General features: G+C 64.4%; 16 protein-coding genes and 1 tRNA gene. 13 read left to right on the top strand and 4 right to left on the bottom strand.

The features are described from left to right. Nucleotides 1–17: 17 nt before the first annotated feature. Together ACZO3G_RS09935 and ACZO3G_RS09930 are read right to left on the bottom strand one after the other, a co-directional pair. Entirely contained in the window at nt 18–1,271 is a 1,254-nt protein-coding gene (locus ACZO3G_RS09935) for a PBSX family phage terminase large subunit (RefSeq protein WP_486847130.1), read from the bottom strand. After that, nucleotides 1,264–1,764, bottom strand: coding sequence for a terminase small subunit (locus tag ACZO3G_RS09930; protein WP_101548470.1), 501 nt, complete (start codon nt 1,762–1,764; stop codon nt 1,264–1,266). The genes ACZO3G_RS09935 and ACZO3G_RS09930 overlap by 8 nt, the downstream gene beginning before the upstream one ends. A 209-nt stretch (nt 1,765–1,973) precedes the next feature. Here ACZO3G_RS09930 and ACZO3G_RS09925 point away from each other — a divergent pair, with 209 nt between their 5' ends. From ACZO3G_RS09925 to ACZO3G_RS09870, 12 genes are all read left to right on the top strand, one after another. Next, nucleotides 1,974–2,486, top strand: a complete 513-nt coding sequence (locus tag ACZO3G_RS09925) for a tRNA (cytidine(34)-2'-O)-methyltransferase (RefSeq protein ID WP_101548471.1) — start codon at nt 1,974–1,976, stop codon at nt 2,484–2,486. A 12-nt stretch (nt 2,487–2,498) separates the two neighbouring features. Then, a complete protein-coding gene (locus ACZO3G_RS09920) occupies nt 2,499–3,434 on the top strand; it encodes a DegV family protein (protein WP_101548472.1) in 936 nt (311 codons plus the stop codon). Between the two features lie 219 nt (nt 3,435–3,653). Further along, nucleotides 3,654–4,844: a phosphoglycerate kinase gene (locus tag ACZO3G_RS09915; RefSeq protein ID WP_276873406.1), complete on the top strand. Its 1,191-nt coding sequence runs from the start codon at nt 3,654–3,656 to the stop codon at nt 4,842–4,844. Between the two features lie 193 nt (nt 4,845–5,037). After that, complete coding sequence (gene tpiA, locus ACZO3G_RS09910) at nt 5,038–5,805, top strand: triose-phosphate isomerase (protein WP_276873404.1); 768 nt, start codon at nt 5,038–5,040, stop codon at nt 5,803–5,805. A 24-nt stretch (nt 5,806–5,829) separates the two neighbouring features. Beyond that, nucleotides 5,830–7,347: a 2,3-bisphosphoglycerate-independent phosphoglycerate mutase gene (gene gpmI / locus ACZO3G_RS09905; protein WP_276873394.1), complete on the top strand. Its 1,518-nt coding sequence runs from the start codon at nt 5,830–5,832 to the stop codon at nt 7,345–7,347. A 172-nt stretch (nt 7,348–7,519) separates the two neighbouring features. Beyond that, complete coding sequence (locus tag ACZO3G_RS09900; protein WP_121587708.1) at nt 7,520–7,807, top strand: hypothetical protein; 288 nt, start codon at nt 7,520–7,522, stop codon at nt 7,805–7,807. A 191-nt stretch (nt 7,808–7,998) separates the two neighbouring features. Further along, nucleotides 7,999–8,075 (top strand) — tRNA-Met (locus ACZO3G_RS09895). Between the two features lie 58 nt (nt 8,076–8,133). Next, on the top strand, nt 8,134–8,373 hold the full coding sequence (locus ACZO3G_RS09890; protein ID WP_101548482.1) for a hypothetical protein: 240 nt from the start codon (nt 8,134–8,136) through the stop codon (nt 8,371–8,373). Between the two features lie 184 nt (nt 8,374–8,557). Further along, nucleotides 8,558–8,863 (top strand): sodium ion-translocating decarboxylase subunit beta, encoded by a 306-nt coding sequence (locus tag ACZO3G_RS09885; protein ID WP_276873385.1) that lies wholly within the window; start codon nt 8,558–8,560, stop codon nt 8,861–8,863. Nucleotides 8,864–8,900: 37 nt separating this feature from the next. Further along, nucleotides 8,901–11,054 carry a Tex family protein gene (locus ACZO3G_RS09880; RefSeq protein ID WP_276873382.1) on the top strand — a complete coding sequence of 718 codons (2,154 nt, stop codon included), beginning with the start codon at nt 8,901–8,903 and terminating at the stop codon, nt 11,052–11,054. 981 nt (nt 11,055–12,035) lie between these two features. Next, on the top strand, nt 12,036–13,625 hold the full coding sequence (locus ACZO3G_RS09875) for a B12-binding domain-containing radical SAM protein (protein WP_276874589.1): 1,590 nt from the start codon (nt 12,036–12,038) through the stop codon (nt 13,623–13,625). 173 nt (nt 13,626–13,798) lie between these two features. Further along, complete coding sequence (locus ACZO3G_RS09870; protein WP_276874541.1) at nt 13,799–15,340, top strand: Na+/H+ antiporter NhaC family protein; 1,542 nt, start codon at nt 13,799–13,801, stop codon at nt 15,338–15,340. Between the two features lie 77 nt (nt 15,341–15,417). Here the strand turns inward: ACZO3G_RS09870 and ACZO3G_RS09865 are convergent, their stop codons facing one another. Then, nucleotides 15,418–16,365, bottom strand: a complete 948-nt coding sequence (locus tag ACZO3G_RS09865) for a glycosyltransferase family 2 protein (protein WP_276874538.1) — start codon at nt 16,363–16,365, stop codon at nt 15,418–15,420. Beyond that, nucleotides 16,362–18,935 carry a YfhO family protein gene (locus ACZO3G_RS09860; protein WP_302549954.1) on the bottom strand — a complete coding sequence of 858 codons (2,574 nt, stop codon included), beginning with the start codon at nt 18,933–18,935 and terminating at the stop codon, nt 16,362–16,364. Before ACZO3G_RS09860 ends, ACZO3G_RS09865 begins: the two co-directional genes overlap by 4 nt. Before the next feature lie 136 nt (nt 18,936–19,071). Here ACZO3G_RS09860 and yfbR point away from each other — a divergent pair, with 136 nt between their 5' ends. After that, a complete protein-coding gene (gene yfbR / locus ACZO3G_RS09855) occupies nt 19,072–19,668 on the top strand; it encodes a 5'-deoxynucleotidase (RefSeq protein WP_353939288.1) in 597 nt (198 codons plus the stop codon). The last annotated feature ends 76 nt before the right edge of the window (nt 19,669–19,744 follow it).

The following is a 19,744-nucleotide window of genomic DNA, read 5'->3' as shown; positions in this document are numbered from 1 at the left end:
CGGCGCGGCCCCGCCCCTCATTCCCGCGCCACCGCGGCGGCGGCGCAGCCCGGCTCCCCGCGCGCAAGCAGGGTGGCGGCAAAGTAGCGGATGTCGTCCATGGCGTGGTCGTTCTGCTTGACGGGCGCGTCCCGCCCCGCGCGCTCGTCCCAGCGGTAGAGTCCGAACTCCCGGATCGTGTCGGCGCACCCGGCGCAGAAGCGGAGCCTTTCCTCCCGGAGCAGCCCGCTCACCAGCCGGATGCCGTCCGCCACATCGTTTTTGGCGGGCAGGGCGGTAAATCTGCCGTGCCGCCGGATGCAGGCGAGAAAGCTCGCGGCGGACGGATCGACGACGACCGCCTCGACAGGCCGGTCCCCGGCGAGCGCTTCGAGCGCGGCGTAATATTCCTCGTCGGTCCTCAGCTCTCCCGTCCTGCGGGAGTCGTGGTAGTATTCCTCCAGCCGGTACCAGACGCCGCCCGCCTCCCCCCACAGCCCGAAGGAGGCGGGATTGACGGTGCCGTAGTCGCAGGAGATGAAATAGCGGGAGCAGGCCGGCGCGGAATCCACCACATGCCGGAGCGGGTCGAACATCGGGTAGACGGCGCCCTGCGCGGCGGCCCACCTGCCCAGGACGAACCGCTCGCGGAACGCGCCGGAGTAGAGCTGCTCATACCGCCGCAGGACGGCGGGGGAGAGGGAGGGGTTGTCGCGCATGGTGAAGTGCAGATAGAGGGCGTTTTTTTCCTTCGCCTTGAGGATCCACTCGGTGTAAAACCAGTGCTGCGGATGCTCGGGATTGCAGGAGAACCACAGCCGCGCGCCCTCGACGGAGCAGCGCGCCACGGCCTGCTCGACAAAGGAGCGCGGCATGAGCGCGGCCTCGTCGAGCAGCACGCCCGCGAGGGTAACCCCCTGGATAAGCGCGGCGCTCCCCTCGTCCCGCCCGCCGAAGAGATAGAAGCGGTTGCGCCGGTTTTGGAAGGCAACCTCGAGCACGCCGCGGGAAAGCCGCTCCTTCACCGCGAAGCCGAGCTCCCGCAGGCAGGGAAGCAGCGGGGACACGACGTTGCGGCGCAGGGCGGCCACCGTCTTGCCGCAGAGCGCGAAGCACTGCCCGTCAAAGCCCGTCATCGACCAGAGGAGGAACCCGAGCGAAAGGCAGAACGTCTTGCCGCTGCGCACCGCCCCGTCGCAGATGACCGCGTCGCGGGCTTCATGGGGGCTTCCCGGCCGCCACCAGGTGAGCGCGGTCATCTGCTTTTGGGAGAACCGGGTGAAATCACCCATCCGCCCCGTCCTCCGCGCGCGGGTCGTCGGCGGGGGCCTGCGCCGACCGGGCGAGCGCCGCGAGCAGGGAGCCCGCCGCGTTCTGCTCGCCGCCGTCAAGCCCCGCGAGCAGCGAAAGAGCCTTGAGCCGGTCGCAGAACTTGATCTCCACCCCGCCCCCCTTGGGGAGCCGCACCTCGGCCACATGGAAGAGGTCGGCGGCGGAGGCCGGGCCTCCCTCGCCGGAAAGCAGCGGCAGCGCGCCCGCGGCGTCCCCCAGCGCGATGCGTTCGAGCCCTGCCCGCGCGAGCGACGCGGGCGCGCCGAAGGAGAGCTCCTTTCGCAGCCGGGCGATCGATCGGCGCACCTTCGCGTCGCCCAGCAGCGCCGCTGACTGCATGCCGCAGTCTCCGGCGCCGAAGCCCGCTTTACGCGCGGCCTCCTCGGGCGGAAAGCCGCGCGCCATATAGACGCAGAAGGCCCTCCGCCTCTGCGTGTTGAGAGAGGGTTTCATAGGCCACATCCTTTCACCCGTACCGGAAAACGGGGCGGAAATTGCGGAAAAACGCAACGAACGCGCCGGGAGAAAAAATATTTTTTCAAAAACCCTGCGGAAGTGCGCCGCAAACTGGCGGATACTTGACTAAACTGTGAAGAAAATGGTAAATTATAAGGTACAGCAGGCGCGCCTGCACGACAGAAAAGGGAGCTGGAAAAGCCGGAATGTCCGTTTTGAATATCGTCCTGATCGAACCGCAGATTCCCCAGAACACGGGGAACATCGCGCGGACCTGCGCGGCGACGGGGGCGCGGCTGCACCTGGTGGGGCCGCTGGGCTTTGAGATCACCGACGCGAAGCTCAAGCGCGCCGGTCTGGACTACTGGCGCCTGCTCGACATCACCACCTATGAGAGCACGCCGGAATTCTTTTCCCGCAACCCGCGGGGCGAGTTCTACTATTTCACCACGAAAGCCCGCCGGACCTATACCGATATCGCCTACCCGGACGACGCGTACCTCGTGTTCGGCCGGGAGGACGCGGGCCTGCCGGAGGAGCTGCTCCGCGCGAACCCGGACCGTTGCGTGCGCCTGCCGATGATCGCGGGGGCGCGCAGCCTGAACCTCTCCAATACGGTGGCGGTGGCGGCCTACGAGACGCTGCGGCAGTGGGGATTCCCGGCGCTCCAAAACCATGGAAAGCTGACGAAATACGACTGGGACGCGGTCCCTTTGTGATGGGAGAAACAGATGGGAAAGAAAAAGACGACGGATCAGAGGATCCTGCTGATGACCGATTCCGCGAGCGATATCTCCGACGCCGACCTGCTGGAGGGCGGCATCGTCATGCTGCCGATCCCGATCGCGATCGACGGCAAGGGCTATCTTGAGCGGGTGGATTTCACCACCCGGGAATTTTACGAGCGGCTGACGGCGGCAAAGGAGCTGCCCGTGACGAGCCACATCCTGTCGATCACCTACCAGCAGGCGTACCTTGACGCGTTCGAGCAGGGCTATACCGACGTGATCAACACGACGATCACCTCGGTGGGCTCCAACATGTTCGAGGCGGCGGTGTTCGGCAAGCAGCAGTTTTATAAGGAGCACCCCGAGGCGGAGGGGAAGATGAACATCACCGTGCTCGATTCCGGCACCTACACGCTGGGCTACGGCTACCCGATCGTCGAGGCGTCCAAGATGATCAAGGCGGGCAGGAGTGCGGAGGAGATCACCGCCTGGCTCGACGATTTCTACGCGACGGTGGAGATCATCTTCGCCGCCTACTCGCTCGAATACGCGCGGAAATCGGGCCGCATCCCGGCGGCGTCCGCGTTTGTCGGGGACGTGCTCGGCCTGCGCCCGATCATATCGATTGTGGATGGGGTGACGACGGTGGTGGAGAAGGTGCGCGGGGACAGAAACGTCGTTCCGCACATTGTGGATTACGCCTACGGCCGCGCGGTGGACAAAAAGGCGCCGACGGCGGTCATCTGCGGCTCGGTGGAGCAGTACGGGGAAGACATTTACAAGGCGGTCGCCAAAAAATTCGGACACGCGCCGAAGGCGCGCTACCTCGCGGGAGCGTCGATCGCGATCAACTCGGGCCCGAAGGTCGCGGGCGTGATCGTGCGCGGGGAAAAACGGATCAACACCCGGGCGCGGGAGCAGGATTTCATCCGGGGCTGAGGGCGCCGCAGGCGCTTTTTGCACATGTCGTGTGCAAAAATCCCCAAAGAAAACGTCAAACCTTGCGGCATGGCTGTTCAAAGCAGGGAAAATGGGCAAAAGCCCTTGCAAAATGCGGGTTGTTGCATTAAAATATTCATGGTTTCAGGTTATGCAATCTGCATCAATCGACCGGGTAAGTCTATGCCAATTTACATAAAATGAAGGGTGGCTATTTCAATGACCTCTTACAACAAAAAGTCGGTGGAGGACATCGACGTAAACGGCAAAAAGGTACTCGTCCGCTGCGATTTCAACGTCCCGCTCAAGGACGGCGTCATCACCTCGGACAAGCGCATCGTTGCGGCCCTGCCGACCATCAAGTACCTGCTTGACCACAACGCGGCAGTCATCCTCTGCTCCCACCTCGGACGTCCGAAGGGCGAAGTGAAGCCCGAGTTCTCCCTCGCGCCTGTGGCGGCCCGCCTGAGCGAGCTGCTCGGCAAGCCGGTCGCGATGGCCAGGGACGTCGTCGGCGACGACGCGAAGGCCAAGGCCGCGGCGCTGAAGCCCGGCGAGCTGCTCCTGCTCGAGAACGTCCGCTTCGAGGCGGGCGAGACCAAGAACAACCCCGATCTCGCCAAGGCGTTTGCCTCGCTGGCGGAAATCTATGTCAACGACGCGTTCGGTTCGGCGCACCGCGCCCATTCCTCGACCGCCGGCGTCGCCGATTACCTGCCCGCCGTCTGCGGCTTCCTCATCCAGAAGGAGATCACCATCATGGGCAAGGCCCTCTCCGACCCCAAGCGCCCCTTCGTGGCGATCCTGGGCGGCGCGAAGGTCTCCGACAAGATCGGCGTCATCAACAACCTCCTCGAGAAGGTCGACACCCTCATCGTGGGCGGTGGCATGTCCTACACCTTCATGAAGGCGCAGGGCCATTCGATCGGCAACTCCCTCTGCGAGGAGGATAAGCTCGACCTGGCGCGCGAGATGCTCCGGAAGGCGAAGGACAAGGGCGTCAGCCTGCTGCTGCCGGTCGACAACAAGGCGGGCGACAAGTTCGACGCCAACTGCGACATCAAAATCGTCGACAGCGACGACATCCCCGACGGCTGGATGGGTATGGACATCGGCCCCAGGACGATCGAGCTCTTCTGCGGCGCCGTGAAGAACGCCGGCACCGTCGTGTGGAACGGCCCGATGGGCGTCTTTGAGTTCGAGCGGTTCGCCGAGGGCACCCTCAAGGTCGCCGAGGCGGTCGCTGAGAGCGGCGCGGTCTCGATCATCGGCGGCGGCGATTCGGCCGCGGCGGTCACCAAGCTCGGCTATGCCGACAAGATGACCCACATCTCCACCGGCGGCGGCGCCTCCCTCGAGTTCCTCGAAGGCCTCGAGTTGCCCGGCATCGCGGCCCTCAACGACAAATAAGAGCCACCAAAAGGGCGGGCGTCAGCCCGCCCTTTTTCAGCCTCCCGCGCCCCATCCGCACACGCGGGGGCGGGAAACCAAACGGCTCCGCCGTTTGTACGCAAAACAAAGTTTTGCGTCCCGCGCGAGGCGCGGGTTTCCCGCCGCGGCCCGAAAACCGTCATCAATACATCACGATACAGGAGGACATACTATGAACAAGAACCTGCGCAAGGCCGTCATCGCCGGCAACTGGAAGATGAACAAGACCCGCCCCGAGGCGAAAGCCCTGATCGAAGAGCTCAAGCCGATGGTCGCGGACGCCGGCTGCGGCGTCGTGATCTGTGTGCCCTACACCAACCTCGAGACCGCGCTCGCGCTGACCGAGGGGACCAACATTGGCGTGGGCGCCGAGAACTGCCACTGGGAGAAATCGGGCGCCTTCACGGGCGAGATCTCCGCCGACATGCTCGCCGAGATGGGCGTCAAATATGTGGTCATCGGCCACAGCGAGCGCCGCCAGTATTTCGGCGAGACGGACGAGACGGTGCAGAAGCGCGTGCGCGCGGCGCTCGACGCGGGCCTCACCGTCATCCTCTGCGTGGGCGAGCTGCTCGCGCAGCGGGAGCAGGGGATCACCGAGGAGATCGTCGGTCTTCAGACGAAGGTCGCGCTGGGCGGCGTCTCCGCCGAGGAACTCAAGCGCGTCATCATCGCGTATGAGCCGGTCTGGGCGATCGGCACGGGCAAGACCGCGACCGCCGGGCAGGCGAACGAGGTCTGCCGTTACATCCGCGCGGTGGTCGCGGGCCTCTACGGCCAGACGGCCGCGGACGGCCTGACCATCCAGTACGGCGGCTCGATGAACGCGAAGAACGCGGCGGAGCTGGTTGCGCAGCCGGACGTGGACGGCGGACTCATCGGGGGCGCGTCCCTCAAGGCCCCCGACTTCACGGCGATCGTGGAAGCGGCCTCGAAATAAACCCGGGCATTAGGAGGAAAGCAGATGAAAAAACCTTTGGCACTCATTATCCTGGACGGTTTTGGATATAACCCGCAGGACTACGGCAACGCGATCGCGGCGGCCAAAAAGCCGAATATCGACCGCCTGATGGCCACCTGCCCCCACACGCTGATCGGGGCGTCCGGCCTCGACGTGGGCCTGCCCGACGGCCAGATGGGCAACTCGGAGGTGGGCCACACCAACATCGGCGCGGGCCGCATCGTCTATCAGGAGCTGACCCGCATCTCCAAGTCGATCGAGGACGGGGACTTCTTTCAAAACCCCGCTCTGCTGGCGGCGGTGGAGAACTGCAAAAAGAACGACTCCGCGCTGCACCTGATGGGCCTCTGCTCGGACGGCGGCGTGCACAGCCACAACACCCACCTTTACGGCCTGCTGCGGCTGGCGAAGGATGCGGGGCTCAAGAAGGTGTACGTCCACTGCTTCATGGACGGCCGCGACGTGCCCCCGACCTCTGGCGTGGATTTTCTCGCGGAGCTGGAAGCCGAGATGAACCGGATCGGCATCGGCCGCATCGCGACGGTGATCGGCCGGTATTACGCGATGGACCGCGACAACCGCTGGGAGCGCGTCTCCCGCGCCTATAACGCGATCGTGAAGGGGGAGGGCAACTTCAACCCCTCGGCGGTCGACGCGGCGGAGAAATCCTACGGCGCGGAGGTCACCGATGAATTCATCGAGCCGACCGTCTGCCTCAAGGACGCGGGTGTCCGCGACGGCGATTCGATGATCTTCTACAACTTCCGTCCCGACCGCGCGCGCGAACTGACCCGGACCTTCGTGGACCCGGACTTCAAGGGCTTTGAGCGCGAGGGCGGCCAAAAGCACGTCTTCTTCGTCTGCATGACCCAGTACGATGTGACGATGCCGAACGTCGAGGTGGCCTTCAAGCCGGAGAGCCTCGACAACACCTTCGGCCAGTACATCTCCGACCAGGGCCTCACCCAGCTGCGGATTGCGGAAACGGAGAAGTACGCGCACGTCACCTTCTTTTTCAACGGCGGCGTCGAGCAGCCCTACCCGGGCGAGGACCGCGCGTTGATCCCCTCTCCCAAGGTTGCGACCTATGACATGCAGCCGGAGATGAGCGCCTACATCGTCGCCGACGAGGTGGTCAAGCGGATCGAAAGCGGGAAATACGACGTGATCATCCTCAACTATGCCAACTGCGACATGGTCGGGCACACCGGCGTCTTCAACGCGGCCAAGCGCGCGGTGGAAGCGGTGGACAAATGCCTCGGCGAGACGGTGGACGCGATCCTGCGGATGGGCGGGCGCGCACTGATCACCGCCGACCACGGCAACGCCGACCAGATGTTCGAGCCGGACGGCTCTCCCTTCACGGCGCACACCACCAACCCGGTGCCGCTCATCGCGGTGGGCTGCGGCGACGTGAAACTGCGCGAGGGAGGCCGCCTGGCGGATCTCGCCCCCACGATGCTCAAGCTCCTCGACCTGCCCCAGCCCAAGGAGATGACCGGCAAAAGCATCGTCGAATAAAAAGAGAAAGCCGCCCCGCGCGCTGCGCGGGGCGGTTTTTTGCGTCTTTACGCGGGACCGTATATTTTACCCGGTCTGGCACAAAATAAACGTAATGACTTGTCTTTATCCGGGAAATGGATTATAATAGATGCATCTACACGCCCAACTATCCACTACAGGAGGAATCGATATGAGAAAAGGTACCTTTATAGCGACCATTGCCCTTCTGATCGCCATAGCGGGCGCGATCGTCGCGTTTGCCGCTTATTTTAAACGCCGCAGCTGCGCGCTCTGCGACGATCTCGATGACGAACTGATGGACGACATGTCCGATCTGGACTACTATGCGACCCAGGTCGACGAGGACGACGAGGAGGATGTCTGCGGCTGCGGATGCTCCGCGCCGGAGGAGCCCGTCCAGGATGCCGCGCCGGAAGCGGCCGCGCAGGATGACGGAGAGGAACCCACCGAGGAATAAAAGCACGGCGGCCGCCCTGCGGGCGGCCGCTTCTTTTCCCCTCGCCGCGCAATCCCTTCGCGTTCGGTGAACGATCCGGCGATGGCCGCGGGGGCCGCGCTGGAATGACTTTATTAAAATTGCCGCTTATCTATTGACAAATGCCCTGCGGCGTGGTAATATAATAAGGCGCCTAAAAAGCGTTGACATATCGCGGAGTGGAGCAGTCCGGTAGCTCGTCGGGCTCATAACCCGAAGGTCGTAGGTTCAAATCCTGCCTCCGCAACCAACAAAAAGTTCGTAAGGCCAATGCTTTACGAACTTTTTATGATTGTGGAGGTAATTGCATGGACCTGCCGATGCTCGATTTCCTGAAGGAGAAGAACACCCATACGGGCAGCGAGGGGAATTTCCGCTATAAACTGAAACCCGACGGCGAGGAAATCAAGGTGTGGGCCTACCAGACCTACTGCCTCGAATACTGCCAGGAGCACGGGCTCATGCTGGGGGAGGAGACCTTCCCGCTGGACGCCCGGGGACTCGAGGCCGCGGCCGCCTGGCTCGCCGAGCAACAGAAAAAACTGTGAAAAGGGGCCCCGTCCGCCTTAGCGGACGGGGCCCTTTTTGATGCGGGCGCGGCGGCCCGTCCGGTTGAAGCGGACCCGGATTTGTGGTACAATAAGCACATTTCCAGGCGGCGTTTGTGCCCGCCGGCGCGGCTTGCGGCGGCGGGGCGGGAAGCGGATTTTCAGGAAACGGGGAGATGGAGACATGAAAGGGAGACCCCTTTACAGGGCGGTCAAAATCGGGACGATCGCCTGCGCGGCGCTTGCCATGCTGATCCTGCTGGGCAGGCGGCTGCTGTTCTGGTGGGCGGGCCGGCTGCTCGGGGAGAGCGTGCAGTTCCACATCGCGGAGGGCGCGGGTTCGATCGCCATCATCGGCGGCGCGGACGGGCCCACCGCCATCTATACGACGGCGAACATCCTGCCGCCCATGCTGCTCGCCGGGGTGCTGACCGCGCTTTCCGTCGTGGGCTGCGTGGCGCTTATCCTGCTGCGCCGAAAGAACAAGTAGTAATTTTTATATTTAATATAACAGGATGGATAAGAAAATGGATTTTTCAGCGATCCTCTCAAGGGAATTCCACATCGCAAAGGACTATGTGGACAACATCATCGCGCTGATCGACGAGGGAAATACGATCCCATTCATCGCGCGCTACCGCAAGGAGAAAACGGGCTCGTGCGACGACCAGGTGCTCCGCGAGCTGGCGGACCGGCTGGACTACCTGCGCGGGCTGCAAAAGCGCCGGGAGGAGGTCTCCGCCTCGATCACCGAGCAGGGTAAGATGACCGACGAACTCGCCGCCGACATCGCGGCGGCCGGGACGCTTGCGCGCCTCGAAGACATCTACCGCCCTTATAAGCAGAAGCGGCGCACCCGCGCGACGATCGCGAAGGAACGCGGCCTCGAACCGCTTGCCGCGCTGCTGCTCGCGCAGGACCGCATGTCGGGCACGCCGGAGGAGCTTGCCCGGCCCTTCGTGGACCCGGAGAAGGAGGTCGCGTCGGTGGAGGACGCGCTCGCGGGCGCGTCGGACATCATCGCGGAGCAGGTGTCGGACAGCGCGGAGGGCCGCCAGCGTCTGCGGGATTACTACCGGCGCAACGCGGTGCTGCGGAGCGCCGCCGCCGACGCGGGCAGGGATTCGGTCTACGCGACCTACTACGACTATGCGGAGCCGGTCTCCAAGGTGCCGAGCCACCGGGTGCTCGCCATCAACCGCGGCGAAAAGGAGGGCTTCCTCAAGGTATCGGTCGAGGCGGACGCGGACTACGCCGCCGGCCTGCTGGCCGGGCTCTTCGTCAAAAAGGGGAGCATCACGACCCCGCTCGTCACGGCGGCGGTCGAGGACGCCTACAAGCGCCTGGTGCATCCGTCGCTGGAACGGGAGATGCGGGCCGACCTGACCGACATGGCGGACGAGCAGGCGATTAAGAATTTCGGCGTGAACCTCAAGGCGCTGCTCATGCAGCCGCCCGTCAAGGGCAGGACGGTGCTCGCGATCGACCCCGCCTACCGCACCGGCTGCAAGATCGCGGTGGTCGATCCGACCGGCAAGGTGCTCGACACGACGGTTATCTACCCGACGCCGCCCCAAAATAAAACCGCCGAGGCCAAGCGGACGCTTTCGGCGCTGATCAAAAAGCACGGGGTGCAGGTGCTCTCGATCGGCAACGGCACCGCCTCGAAGGAGAGCGAGATCTTCGCCGCGGAGCTCATCCGCGAGCTGGACTGCGGCCTCAGCTACATGATGGTGAACGAGGCGGGGGCGTCGGTCTATTCCGCCTCCAAGCTGGGCGCGGCCGAGTTCCCCGAATTCGACGTGTCGCTGCGCAGCGCGGTGTCGATCGCACGGCGGCTCCAGGACCCGCTGGCCGAGCTTGTGAAGATCGACCCCAAGTCGGTGGGCGTCGGACAGTACCAGCACGACATGCCCCCCAAGCGGCTCGACGAGACGCTCGGCGGCGTGGTGGAGGACTGCGTCAACCGGGTCGGCGTCGACCTCAACACCGCCTCGGCCTCCCTGCTCGGCTATGTGTCGGGCCTTTCGGCCACGGTCGCGAAAAACATCGTCGCCTGGCGGGAGGAGAACGGCGCGTTCACCTCCCGTGCCCAGCTTAAAAAAGTCCCTAAGCTCGGTCCCAAGGCCTATGAGCAGTGTGCGGGCTTCCTGCGCATCCCCCACGCGAAAAACGTCCTGGACAATACGGGCGTGCATCCCGAGAGCTATGACGCCGCCAAGGCGCTGCTCGCGCGCTTCGGCTATACGCTGGACGACGTGGCGGCGGGGAACCTCACCGGACTGCCGGACAAGGTCCGCGCCGCCGGGGAGGGAAAGGTCGCGGAGGCATGCGGCGTCGGCGTGCCCACCCTGCGCGATATCGTCTCCGACCTCATGAAGCCGGGGCGCGACCTGCGCGACGAGCTGCCCCCGCCCATGCTGCGCACCGACATCATGGACCTCAAGGACCTGAAGCCCGGCATGGAGCTCACCGGAACGGTGCGCAACGTCATCGACTTCGGCGTATTCGTGGACATCGGCGTGCACCAGGACGGCCTGGTGCACATCTCCCAGATCACCAACCGCTTCATCAAGCATCCAAGCGAACTGCTCAAGGTGGGCGACATCGTCACCGTATGGGTTTTGTCGGTGGATGTGCCCCGCAAGCGCATCTCGCTCACGATGAAGAAGCCTGCTTAGATTTGCCGCTCGGGGAGCGGCGGAGCTGCCGGCTGGCGGCCGGCGGCCGGCTTAGGTTCACCGCTCAGTGAGCGGTATAGTTTGTCGGTAGTCGACCGACAGCGAGTTCCTTTCTTGCTTGCCCAAGAAAGGAACCAAAGAAGGGCACGAGGGGCTACGCCCCTGCGACCCCGCGCCGCCTCCGGTTGGCCTGCGGCCAAAGTCGGCGGCGTCCCGTCCACGGATCAGCGGACGAGCCTACAGCATCCCGCCCGCCACCGCGCCGCGGGCGCAATGCCTCTGCCGGCGAGCCCCCGGAACCGTACCGGAAGTTCCCATATGGGAGGCACGACCGCTTTTATTTCGCTCGCATCTCCCACAGGGAGGCGGAAAACTGCGCGGCTTCGCCGCGCACACGCGCAGAGCGCGCGAACGCCCGGAACGGGCGTTGTTTTCCGCCGTATGGTTTTGGCGAGCCATCCGGCTTCATCTGTTGGGAGCGTCCGCAACCTGAATTGAGCCTTCAGCTTGTGTACCCGTGGGGAGCGGCGGCAGCTCGCGGGTCATGGCAAGGTACTCCCGGGGGATTCTCAAGGGGACTGGCGGAAGTCCCCTTGAGCGTCCTTCTTCCGCCGACTTCTTGGGCGTGCAAGAAGTCGGCCCGCCTGCCGGGGCGGGTCCCGGCAATCTCCGCCGCCGCAGGCGGCACATCTGGAGCGCCCCGAAGGGGTGCGGAAAAAGCCCCGCCGGGCGCAGCGCGGCAAATCCAGGACCGCCGCCGGGGCGGGCCCCGGCTAAAACGCGCCGCCCGGCTTCGCCGGAGCGCCGCTGCGCGGCGGCGCGCGTTCAAAGGGGCTTACGCCTCTTTGGATTCCCATGGAGGAACTGCCTGCGGCAGAATCTCTTACAAGATGTGCCCCGAAGGGGCGCGAAGAAAGCCCCGCCGGCGGGCCGCCGGCAAACGCCGCCGCTCCCCGAGCGGCAACCCCCAGGAGGAACGCAATGAACATCCTGCTTGTGGCAATCAATGCGAAATACAGCCACACCAACCTCGCGGTGCGCGATCTGCAAAACGTGCTCGCGGCGGAGGGGATGGAGGCCGGGATCGCGGAATATACGATCAACCAGCCCACGCGGGAGATCCTCAGCGACCTTGCGCGCCGGGGCGCGGATACCTATTGCTTTTCCTGCTACATCTGGAACATCGAATATGTGCGCAGGCTCGGCGCGGACCTGCGGCTGCTCTTTCCGGAGGCGTCCATCCTGCTGGGCGGGCCGGAGGTGAGCTTTGACCCGGAGGAACGGCTCGTGGCGATGCCGTGGGCGGACGCGATCCTCTGCGGGGAGGGGGAGCCGCAGATCGCCGGGATCCTGCGGGAGGGACGGCCGCGCGGGGTCCGCCACGCCGGGCGGTTTACCGACCTGGACGTGCTGCCCTTTCCCTACCGCGATCTCGGCGCGCTCAAAGACCGGGTGCTCTACTATGAGTCGTCGCGCGGGTGCCCGTTCGGGTGCAGCTACTGCCTGTCGTCCGCCGACCGGACGGTGCGTTACCGCTCGCTGCCGCGCGTCTTCGACGATTTGCGGCGATTCCTCGACGCCGGGGTGATGCAGGTCAAGTTCGTCGACCGCACCTTCAACCTCGACGCGGACCGGGCGCTCGCGATCTGGAAATTCCTCGCGGAGCACGACAACGGAATCACCGGCTTTCAGATGGAGCTGGGCGGAGACCTGCTCACCGGGGAGCAGCTGGCGTTTTTCTCCACGGTGCGGCCGGGACTCTTCCAGTTCGAGATCGGCGTGCAGAGCACCTGCGGCGAAACGCTCGCGGAGGTCTGCCGCAAGACGGACGTCGGCCGCCTGATGGAGAACGTGCGCGCGCTGTCGGCGGCGGGCCGCCTGCATCTGCACCTCGACCTGATCGCGGGGCTGCCGGGCGAGGATTTCGCACGGTTTGCGAAAAGCTACGACGAGGTGTTTTCCCTGCGGCCGGAGCAGCTCCAGCTCGGCTTTCTCAAGCTGCTGCGCGGCTCCTCCCTCTACGCGCGCCGGGAGGAATACGGCCTCGTGCACAGCGAAACGCCGCCCTATGAAATTTTATGCACGCCGCGGCTCTCCTTTTTGGAGCTTTCGCGGCTCAAATCGGTCGAGGAGATGACCGAGGCCTACTACAACAGCGGCCGGTTTTCCCACACGCTCGCATACCTGCTGGAATACATCCCCTCGCCGTTTGAGGCGATGCACGCGCTCGGGGAGCGGATGCCGGCGCGCGCGGTGGGCAAGTACGAGTATTACGACCTGCTTTACGCGCTCTGCGTCGACCGCGGCGGCGATCCCGAAATCTGCCGCTGGCTCGTGCGGTACGACCTCTGCCTGCATGAGAGGCCGCGCCGGCTGCCCGCCTGCTGCCCCGAGGCCCCGCGGGAGGCGCGGCGGCGCGCGGCGGAGCGGGGGCTGCCATCGGGAGCGCATCTCGAGCTGTTCCCCTTTGACGTGACCAGCCCCGGGCGGGAGCCGGGGGAGACGGCGGTCTGCTTTTTCCACGGGGAGCGGGATCTGCGCGGCAGGGCGCGCGCCGAACGGATTTTGTAAAAGGCCGGGTATTTACCCGGCCTTTTCTGTATGTCCCGGGCGGACAGGGACTGTATTTTTTTGCAAGAAAATAGGGGAAATTTGTTGGATTGTGTTGACTTTTCCCTGTAATTATGCGATCTTTATAACAGCACGTTCACAATTTGTTTTTATTTGAGGGGGACAAAAGAAAGATGGAACCTGTATTCGTAGGCTGGCTGTCGCTGCTGCCGCCCATTATCGCGATCGGCCTCGCGCTGATCACCAAGGAGGTCATCTCCTCGCTGATGATCGGCATCCTGTCGGGGGCGCTCATCTATGCGCTCAATACCGGCCTCAATCCGGTGGTCGGCGTCGCGGAGACGACCTTCAAGCTGATGGCGGGCCGTATGGACGTCAACATCCTGCTGTTTTTGGCGCTGCTCGGCGCGCTGGTCGTCGTCATGCAGATGGCGGGCGGCTCGCGGGCGTACGGCCGTTGGGCCTCCAGCAAGCTCAAGAGCAAGCGCAGCGCCCTGCTCGCGACGAGTGCGCTCGGCGCGCTCATCTTCATCGACGACTATTTCAACTGCCTCACCGTCGGCACCGTCATGAAGCCGGTCACCGACAAGTACGGCGTTTCCCGCGCGAAGCTCGCGTACATCATCGACGCGACGGCCGCGCCCATCTGCATCATCGCGCCGATTTCCAGCTGGGCGGCGGCCGTGGGCTCCAACCTGGCGGTGACGGGCGCGTTTGAAAGCGATCTGGGCGCCTTTGTGGCCACCATCCCCTACAACCTCTACGCGCTGCTCTCCATCGTCATGGTGGTCGCGCTCTGCTGCACCAACCTCGACTTCGGCCCGATGGCGGGTGCGGAGGCGCGCGCGGCCAGGGGCGAGCTCGGCGCGGTGGACACCACCGTGGGCGAGGAGCTGCCCGTCAACGACAAGGGCCACGTCTACGACATGATCATCCCCGTCGTGGCGCTGATTATTTTCTCGATCCTCGCGATGCTGTGGAACGGCGGCTTCTGGGGCGAGGACCCGGCCTTCCATTCGATCGGCGCGGCGTTCGGCAACTGCACCGCCTCCGAGGCGCTGGTCATCGGCGGCTTCGGCGGCCTTATCGTGGCGTTCCTGCTCTTCGTGCCGCGCGGCGTGGTCCACTATAAGGACTTCATGGCCGGCATCGGCGAGGGCGTCAAGTCGATGGTCCCCGCGGACATCATCCTCATCCTCGCCTGGACGATCAGCGGCGTCTGCCGCGACCTGCTCATGACGGGCGAATTCGTCAAGGGCCTCGTCGAAAACGGCGGCTTCCCCGGCTTCCTGCTGCCCGCGCTGGTCTTTGCGATCGCCGCCTTCCTCTCCTTCGCGATGGGCACCGCCTGGGGCACCTTCGGCATCCTGATCCCGATCATCGTCCCCGTCTGCATGGCGGCCGCTCCCCAGCTGCTGGTCGTCTCCCTCTCCGCGACGCTGGCGGGCAGCGTCTTCGGCGACCACTGCTCCCCCATCTCCGACACGACGATCCTGTCGTCCACCGGCGCGGGCTGCAACCACATCGAGCACGTCTCCACCCAGATGGTCTACGCGCTCACCGTGGCGGTCTGCTGCTTCTTTGGCTATATCGTGGCGGGCCTGACCGGGGGCAACATCCCGATCACCCTCGGCGTATCCATCGTTCTGCTGCTGGGCGCGCTCTTTGTCCTCCACCGGCTGTTCGCCAACAGGGGCGAAAAACAGGCTGCTTAAAACCTGCTGCAATCAAAAGAACCGGGCCGCTGCCAATGGCAGCGGCCCGGTGTTTTATTGTATGGATAGCGTCCGCTTCAGTCGTTGAGAAGCTGGTCGATCACAAAGCGGGGGCGGTGCTTGACCTCCTTATAGATCTTGCCGATATACTCGCCGAGGATTCCCAGGCAGAGCAGTTGGATGCCGCCGAGTGCCCAGACGGAGCCCATGAGGGTGGTCCAGCCCTCGACCGTGTGGCCGAAGAGCTTGGTGACGAGCAGCCAGAGCAGGCAGAGCACGCTGACCGCGAAGATCAGCACCCCGAGGGTGGTGATGAGGCGGATGGGCTTGACCGAGAAGGAGGTGATGCCGTCAACGGCAAAGGAGAGCATCTTTTTCAGCGGGTACTTGGATTCGCCCGCGAACCGTTCGCTGCGCTCGTAGGCCACGACCGAGGTGCGAAAGCCGATGAGCGGCACGATGCCGCGCAGGAAGAGGTTGACCTCGCCGTACTGGGAGAGCGCCTCGAGGGCGCGGCGGCTCATGAGGCGGTAGTCGGCGTGGTTCTGGACGATCTCCACCCCCATCCACCGGAGGAAGCGGTAGTAGCCGACCGCCGTGGTGCGCTTGAAGAGGGTGTCCTTTTTGCGGGAGGAGCGCACGCCGTAGACGATGTCGCTGCCCGCCTGGTACTCGGCGACGAACCGGTCGACCGCGTCGACGTCGTCCTGCAGGTCGGCGTCCATCGAGATGGCGATGTCGCAGAGGTCCTTGGCCACGGTGAGCCCCGCCACGAGCGCGTTCTGGTGGCCCTGGTTGTGGGAGAGCTTGAGGCCGGAAAAGAGCGGGTCACGCTCATGCAGCTCGGAGATGAGCTGCCAGGTCATGTCGCGGCTGCCGTCGTCCACAAAGAGGACGCGGCTCTGCGGGGAGACGGTCCCGGCGGCGATCATGCCGCCCAGCTTTGCCTTAAGGCGTTTGGAGGTCTCGGGCAGCACCTCCTGCTCGTTGTAGCAGGGGATGACCAGGTATAAAATTTCATTCATTGCGTTTCCTCCCCGGAATCGGGCGTTTCATCAAACCAGGAGGCGGGCGGCGGCTCAGGCGGGCCGTCCGCGTCCTCTTCGCGCGTCCCGTCCGCATCGTCGATGCCGGACGCGCCGGGCCCGGCTTCGCCGCCGCCGGGCGCGCCGCCGCCCTCCGGCGGCTCCGCGCCCGCCCCCTTCCACTCGGCGGCCGGCTCCCCGCCGGCCAGCTCGTCGGTCATCTCCCGCAGGGGAGGCCGGGGCGGGTCGTCGGGCGTTCTGCCGTACCGCTTCCAGAGCAGCAGGTAGATGACGAGCAGCAGCGCCGCGCCCAGCGTGAGGAGGACGCCGGCGTAGAGGCCGGGCGTCGTGTAGGTAAAGCGGATGACGTTGTCCCCGGCGGGGGCGCGCACCGCCATGAAGCCGAGCGCGGCCTTTTCAATCTGGGCGGGCTGGCCGTTCACGGTGGCGGACCAGCCGGAATCGTAGGGCACCGAGTAGAAGACGAGGTTTTCCCGCGGCAGGTCGATGCGGGAGGTGAAGCCGCGGTTGTCGGTCGTGAATTCATAGCCCGCGGTCTCCCGCCGCGCGAGGCAGTCGGCGTAATAGTCCTCCTCGTCGAGGCCGCCGTAGTATTCCTTGGGCATATATTCGAGGATATCGCCGTGGCGGGCGGCCGCCTCGTCCTTGAGGACGAGCGCGTGCAGCAGCACGGCGGCGCGGTCCTCCTCGGGGACCTCCTCGAGGTCGCGCACGGTGATATAGTAGTCGTAGGTGAAGCCCATGGGGATGAAATATTCGTTCTCGTAGAGGTTGTAGCCGAGCTGGACCGACCGGGGCTCCCAGCCGGGCATCGGCTCCTGCTCGGGGTCGTCCGTCTTGATGAAGAGCCAGCGCACCGAAAGCAGCGGGCGCAGCTGGTAATACTCCGTTTCGGGCTTGGAGGAGACGTCCCGCTTGACGCCCACCTTGGGGTAGAACTCCATGATCGAGACGGGCACGATCGAGTGGAAGGTCTGGATGTTGGGCAGGTGCCAGAACATGCCGAGGTTGTCCATGCCGTGGTAGATGTCCGTGCGGGCAAAGGTGCCGTCGTCGGGCAGTTCAAGCTCATAGCGGCCCGCCAGCGCGGTGTCGCGCAGGAAATCGGGCTTGTCCGAATGGGTCTTGCCGGTGGCGATGAAGGTGATCGAATAGCACGCGCACACAAAGCAGAGCGCGGCGGTCATGATGCGCATGAAGCCCCTTGTGTTTCGCCAGCGGCGGATGATGAGCCAGAGCGCGAGGAGGCCGAGCATCGCGATGCCGGCGGTGGCCGCGAACCGTTCGGGATATTTGGCCAGCCCAATCTTGACGCCGCCGTCCGACTGGAGGGTGGGGGTGAGGCCGAGGATGGCGGTGACAACGGCGGTGAAGAGGAGCGTCCACCGGAACCCCTTGTCGAGGTCGACCGAGCGGTTTTCAAGCGCGAGCACGGTGGCGAGCGCCATCAGCAGGATGGGCATGTAGTACCAGCGCGCGTAGTAGGAGTTGTTGAAGAGGATGAAGATGCTGTTGAGCCCGGGCACGAGCGCGACGACGGCGCAGACGAGCAGGATGCGGCGGAGCCAGTCGCGCTTGGAGCGGACGTAGGCGATGACGCCGGTCATGCTGACGAAGGGCAGCCACGCCGAAAGGGAGGCCCACTTGGCCCCGCGGTCGGGGAAGAGGTTGGGGCGGCTGGGCAGGTCGGGCGGGAAGAAGGCGGAGGAGACGATCGCGGGGTAGAGCTGCTGGTGCCAGTAGAGCCAGAGGTTCCAGCCGCTGAGCAGCTCGTCCGCGCCGGTGCGCGGGTTGCCCATGATCGCCAGGACGGCGGGCAGGAAGAGCGCCATCGAAAGCAGGAGCCCGAGCACCGATTCAAACGCCGTCCAGAAGAAGCGGCGCAGGTTCATGCGCCAGTCGGGGGAGAGGGCGCGGACGATGAAATAGAGGACGACGAAAACGACCTCGCCGATGAAGAACCAGTAGTTCACAAAGGCGTTGATTGCGACGGCAAGGGCGAAGACGCCCCGGCGGTTATGGACGATCAGCTCCTCAAGCCCGACGAGCAGGAGCGGGAAGAAGACGATCGCCTCGTGGAAGTGGTTGAAGAAGACGTTGTAGACGGCGAACCCGGAAAAGGCGTAGAGCAGCCCGCCGAAGACGGCATAATCGCGTTCCTTCACAAACCGCTTGAGGTAGAGGGTGCCGGTGAAAGCGGCGCAGGCGTGCTTGAGAATGAGCAGCGGTCCCATCAGATGGGGGACGAAGGAGGTGGGGAAGGGCAGGGTCAGCCAGAAAAACGGGCTTCCAAGCAGGTAGAAGCTGTAGGAGCCGATAAAGTTGGCGCCCAGGTCGGTATACCAGTTCCAGAAGAGATCCCCGGACCGCACCGCCTCGTGGGCGAGCTTATAGAACGGGATCTGCTGGACGTTAAAATCCCCGTAAAAGAAAAAGTACCCCTTGTCCCAGATGATGAACGGGAGAAAGATGACGGCGGCTGTCACCAGTGCGATCAGAAACGCCCTGCGGCAGCTGCCCTTATTCTGCGTCTGTGACGTGAGCGGCATTGCAAAACCTCCAAGCTGACAAATGGGGGGAAGATACCTTACTAAATTATACCACAAATGACGGCGTTTAAAAGCCCGCCGAAAATTTTCCTGCAAAGGCTTTCTTTTCTTTCAGTGGCCGATATGGTATCATTTGATGCAGAAGACCGCCCAGGAAAGGAGCAGGATGATGGAACCCTATGGATTTTTTGCGATGCTTTCCCGAATGAAATACATCAGCCGCTGGGGCCTCATGCGTAATTCCCGCACCGAAAACCTCAGCGAGCACACCCTCGAAACCGCCTATTTCGCCCACGCGCTCGCCCTCATCGAGGGGGCGGACCCCGCGCGGGTGGTGCTCTGCGCCCTCTACCACGATTGCAGCGAGATCCTCACCGGCGACCTGCCCACCCCCGTCAAATACCACAATCCCGCCATCAAGGAGAGCTACAAGGCCATCGAGGAGGCTGCCGCCGGCCGGCTGCTCGCCACCCTGCCCTCCGAGCTGGCCGAACGGTACCGTCCCTGCTTCTTCGAGGAGGACCCGCAGGTCCGCCGGCTCGTCAAGGCCGCGGACAAGCTCTCCGCGCTCGTCAAGTGCATCGAGGAGATCCGCATGGGCAACGACGATTTCCTCAGCGCCCGCGAATCCCAGCTCGCCGCCCTGCGTGAGATGGGGATCCCCGCCGTCGACATTTTTTTGCGGGAGTATCTGCCCGCCTTCGACCGCACCCTCGACGAGATCAGCAGGTGAGATCTTTCCGGTTTCCCGTCCCGCGGGCAAAGGCCGCCCGACAGTCTTGAAAAACGATCCCTTTTGAGTATCATGA

It is taken from the genome of Anaerotruncus sp. (assembly GCF_057433415.1).
The sequence above is the reverse complement of the archived record's forward strand: the minus strand, read 5'-3'. Positions and strand labels throughout refer to the sequence as shown.

Bases quoted from the DNA above. Each gene is read 5' to 3' on its own strand.
- ACZO3G_RS09935 (WP_486847130.1), bottom strand. From the start codon at position 1,271: ATGGGTGATTTCACCCGGTTCTCCCAAAAGCAGATGACCGCGCTCACC.
- ACZO3G_RS09930 (WP_101548470.1), bottom strand. From the start codon at position 1,764: ATGAAACCCTCTCTCAACACGCAGAGGCGGAGGGCCTTCTGCGTCTAT.
- ACZO3G_RS09925 (WP_101548471.1), top strand. From the start codon at position 1,974: ATGTCCGTTTTGAATATCGTCCTGATCGAACCGCAGATTCCCCAGAAC.
- ACZO3G_RS09920 (WP_101548472.1), top strand. From the start codon at position 2,499: ATGGGAAAGAAAAAGACGACGGATCAGAGGATCCTGCTGATGACCGAT.
- ACZO3G_RS09915 (WP_276873406.1), top strand. From the start codon at position 3,654: ATGACCTCTTACAACAAAAAGTCGGTGGAGGACATCGACGTAAACGGC.
- tpiA (WP_276873404.1), top strand. From the start codon at position 5,038: ATGAACAAGAACCTGCGCAAGGCCGTCATCGCCGGCAACTGGAAGATG.
- gpmI (WP_276873394.1), top strand. From the start codon at position 5,830: ATGAAAAAACCTTTGGCACTCATTATCCTGGACGGTTTTGGATATAAC.
- ACZO3G_RS09900 (WP_121587708.1), top strand. From the start codon at position 7,520: ATGAGAAAAGGTACCTTTATAGCGACCATTGCCCTTCTGATCGCCATA.
- ACZO3G_RS09890 (WP_101548482.1), top strand. From the start codon at position 8,134: ATGGACCTGCCGATGCTCGATTTCCTGAAGGAGAAGAACACCCATACG.
- ACZO3G_RS09885 (WP_276873385.1), top strand. From the start codon at position 8,558: ATGAAAGGGAGACCCCTTTACAGGGCGGTCAAAATCGGGACGATCGCC.
- ACZO3G_RS09880 (WP_276873382.1), top strand. From the start codon at position 8,901: ATGGATTTTTCAGCGATCCTCTCAAGGGAATTCCACATCGCAAAGGAC.
- ACZO3G_RS09875 (WP_276874589.1), top strand. From the start codon at position 12,036: ATGAACATCCTGCTTGTGGCAATCAATGCGAAATACAGCCACACCAAC.
- ACZO3G_RS09870 (WP_276874541.1), top strand. From the start codon at position 13,799: ATGGAACCTGTATTCGTAGGCTGGCTGTCGCTGCTGCCGCCCATTATC.
- ACZO3G_RS09865 (WP_276874538.1), bottom strand. From the start codon at position 16,365: ATGAATGAAATTTTATACCTGGTCATCCCCTGCTACAACGAGCAGGAG.
- ACZO3G_RS09860 (WP_302549954.1), bottom strand. From the start codon at position 18,935: ATGCCGCTCACGTCACAGACGCAGAATAAGGGCAGCTGCCGCAGGGCG.
- yfbR (WP_353939288.1), top strand. From the start codon at position 19,072: ATGCAGAAGACCGCCCAGGAAAGGAGCAGGATGATGGAACCCTATGGA.